Raw genomic sequence first — 266 nt, 5'->3', positions numbered from 1 at the left:
CACATTCCGACGACCTGGACGTTGAGAATGAGGCAGAAGCTGACCATCATGACGGTGATCACGTGGTGGCAGAAGAAGACGACCCAGTCCGGGTTGGTCCAGAGGAATCCGATATCGACGAGATAATACGCGATGAACAGCATGAAGTAGACCTTCTCGAGGCCGGTGAGGAGGCACGCGGGCGCCTGCCTGAAGTCTTCGCCGCAGCCAGCGGCCCAGAGGATGCAGTGGCGATACGGGCGGCGGTAGAGTGCGATGCATCCGAG

General features: G+C 59.8%; 1 protein-coding gene. It reads right to left on the bottom strand.

Going from position 1 to position 266, the window contains the following annotated elements:
• Positions 1-266 (bottom strand): TLC domain-containing protein (locus L9G74_RS20860; protein WP_238898670.1); only part of this gene is annotated, 266 nt, incomplete at both ends.

This window comes from Shewanella electrica (assembly GCF_022321485.1).
Taxonomy (GTDB): domain Bacteria; phylum Pseudomonadota; class Gammaproteobacteria; order Enterobacterales; family Shewanellaceae; genus Shewanella; species Shewanella electrica.
Note: the sequence above shows the minus strand (reverse complement) of the source record. Positions and strands in the feature narration are given on the sequence as shown.